The organism is Streptomyces phytophilus (assembly GCF_013870535.1).
GTDB lineage: Bacteria > Actinomycetota > Actinomycetes > Streptomycetales > Streptomycetaceae > Streptomyces > Streptomyces phytophilus.
The window spans coordinates 1-2635 of sequence record NZ_JACBXC010000867.1 but is presented as its reverse complement, the minus strand read 5'-3'; the positions used below and the strand labels follow the sequence as shown (position 1 = coordinate 2635).

Here is a 2635-nt window from a genome sequence, read left to right as displayed (position 1 = left end):
CGCGGTCCGGACCCCAGGCGACGACCTTCGCCAGCATCGGGTCGTACGCGGTGCCGACCTCGGTGCCTTCCGACAGCCCCGAGTCGACCCGCACGCCCGGTCCCGCCGGCTCGCGCAGCAGCCGCACCCGGCCCGCCGACGGCAGGAAGTCGACCCGCTCGCCGCCGTCGGCCACCCGCGCCGTCTCGGCGCAGATCCGCGCCTCCACCGCATGCCCCTTCAGCGGCACCTCCCCGGAGGCGAACGCCAGTTGCTCCCCGGCGGCCACCCGCAGCTGCCACTCCACCAGGTCGAGCCCCGTGACCAGCTCGGTGACCGGGTGCTCGACCTGGAGCCGCGTGTTCATCTCCATGAAGTAGTACGCGACCGGGCCCCCGCCGCCGCCCGGGACGATGAACTCCACCGTCCCCGCGCCCGCGTACCCGCACGACCGCGCCGCCTCCACAGCGGCCGCGCCCATCGCCGCCCGCGTCGCCTCGTCCAGCAGCGGCGACGGCGCCTCCTCGACGATCTTCTGGTGCCGCCGCTGGAGCGAGCACTCCCGCTCCGCGAGGTGCACCACGTTCCCGTGGCCGTCCGCCAGCACCTGGATCTCGATGTGCCGCGGCCGGTCGATCCACCGCTCCACCAGCAGCGTGTCGTCGCCGAACGAGCCCCGCGCCTCGCGGCGGGCCCCGGCGATCTCGTCCGCCAGCGCGCCCTCGTCCCGTACCAGCCGCATGCCCTTGCCGCCGCCGCCCGCCGAGGGCTTCAGGAGGACCGGCATGCCGATCTCCCGCGCCGCCGCGGCCAGTTCCGCGTCCGTGAGCCCGCTGCCCGTCGAGCCCGGCACCACCGGCACACCCGCCGCCCGCACCGTCTCCTTCGCGCGGATCTTGTCGCCCATCAGCTCGATGGCCGCGGCGGGCGGGCCGACGAAGACCGGCCCGGCGTCCGTGCACGCGCGCGCGAACTCCGCGTTCTCGGCGAGGAACCCGTACCCCGGGTGCACCGCCTCGGCGCCCGTCTCGCGCGCCGCGCGCAGCAGTTCGGCGACCGACAGGTAACTCTCGATCCGCACGGCGGTGTCGGCCTCGCGTACGTGCCGCGCGTCCGCGTCCGGGCCGGTGAACACCGCCGCGGAGCGGATGCCGAGCGCGCGCAGCGTACGGATGACCCGTACCGCGATCTCACCCCGGTTGGCCAGCAGAACGGTCTCGAACATCGCCATCCTCCTCCCCCTCACATCCGGAAGACGCCGAAGCCCTGCGCCGCGCCGTCCCTGGCGGGCAGCGGCGCGTGGGCGCAGGCGGTCAGCGCGAGCCCGAGCACCCGGCGGGTGTCCAGCGGGTCGATGACGCCGTCGTCCCACAGGCGGGCGGTCGCGTAGTAGGCGTTGCCCTGCGTCTCGTACTGCTCGCGGACCGGCGCCTTGAACTCCGCCTCCTCCTCGGCCGGCCACTGCTCGCCGCGCGCCTCCAACTGGTCCCGCTTGACGGTCGCGAGGACGGACGCGGCCTGCTCGCCGCCCATGACGGAGATCTTCGCGTTGGGCCACATCCACAGGAAGCGGGGGGAGTAGGCCCGGCCGCACATCGAGTAGTTGCCGGCGCCGTACGAGCCGCCGATGACGACGGTCAGCTTCGGCACCCGCGTGCAGGCCACCGCGGTCACCATCTTCGCGCCGTGCTTGGCGATGCCGCCGGCCTCGTAGCTGCGGCCGACCATGAAGCCGGAGATGTTCTGGAGGAACAGCAGCGGGATGCCGCGCTGGTCGCACAGCTCGATGAAGTGGGCGCCCTTCTGGGCGGATTCGGAGAACAGGATGCCGTTGTTGGCGACGATGCCGACGGCGTGGCCGTGGATGCGGGCGAAGCCGGTGACGAGCGTCGTGCCGTACTCGGCCTTGAACTCCTGGAAGCGCGAGCCGTCGACGACCCGGGCGATGACCTCGCGCACGTCGTACGGCGTCCGCGAGTCGGCGGGCACGACACCGTACAGCCCTGCGGGGTCGTGCTTCGGCTCCTCCGCGGCGCGTACGGACCAGGGGGGCGGGCCGGGTTCGGGGAGGGTGTCGACGATGCCGCGGACGATGCGCAGCGCGTGCGGGTCGTCCTCGGCGAGGTGGTCGGTGACGCCGGAGGTGCGCGCGTGCACCTCGCCGCCGCCCAGCTCCTCCGCGGTGACGACCTCGCCGGTGGCGGCCTTCACCAGGGGCGGGCCGCCGAGGAAGATCGTGCCCTGGTCGCGGACGATGACGGCCTCGTCGCTCATCGCCGGGACGTACGCGCCGCCGGCGGTGCAGGAGCCGAGGACGGCGGCGATCTGCGGGATGCCGGCGCCGGACATGCGGGCCTGGTTGTAGAAGATCCGGCCGAAGTGCTCGCGGTCGGGGAAGACCTCGTCCTGCATGGGCAGGAAGGCGCCGCCGGAGTCGACGAGGTAGACGCAGGGCAGCCGGTTCTCCAGGGCGATCTCCTGGGCGCGCAGGTGCTTCTTGACCGTCATCGGGTAGTACGTGCCGCCCTTGACGGTGGCGTCGTTGGCGATGACGACGCAGGCCCGGCCGCTGACCCGGCCGATGCCGGCGATGACGCCGGCGGCGGGCGCGTCCTTGCCGTCGGGGCCGTACATGCCGTCGGCGGCGAGCGGGGCC

The 2635-nt window shown here is 73.9% G+C and carries 2 protein-coding genes; both read right to left on the bottom strand.

The genetic code is table 11. The annotated features are described in order from the left end of the window. Positions 1–1204: acetyl-CoA carboxylase biotin carboxylase subunit (locus H5J30_RS26430; RefSeq protein WP_181789844.1), on the bottom strand; the 1204-nt coding region annotated here is incomplete at its 3' end. Between the two features lie 17 nt (positions 1205–1221). After that, on the bottom strand, positions 1222–2635 hold a 1414-nt coding region (locus H5J30_RS26425), incomplete at its 5' end, for a carboxyl transferase domain-containing protein (RefSeq protein WP_181789843.1).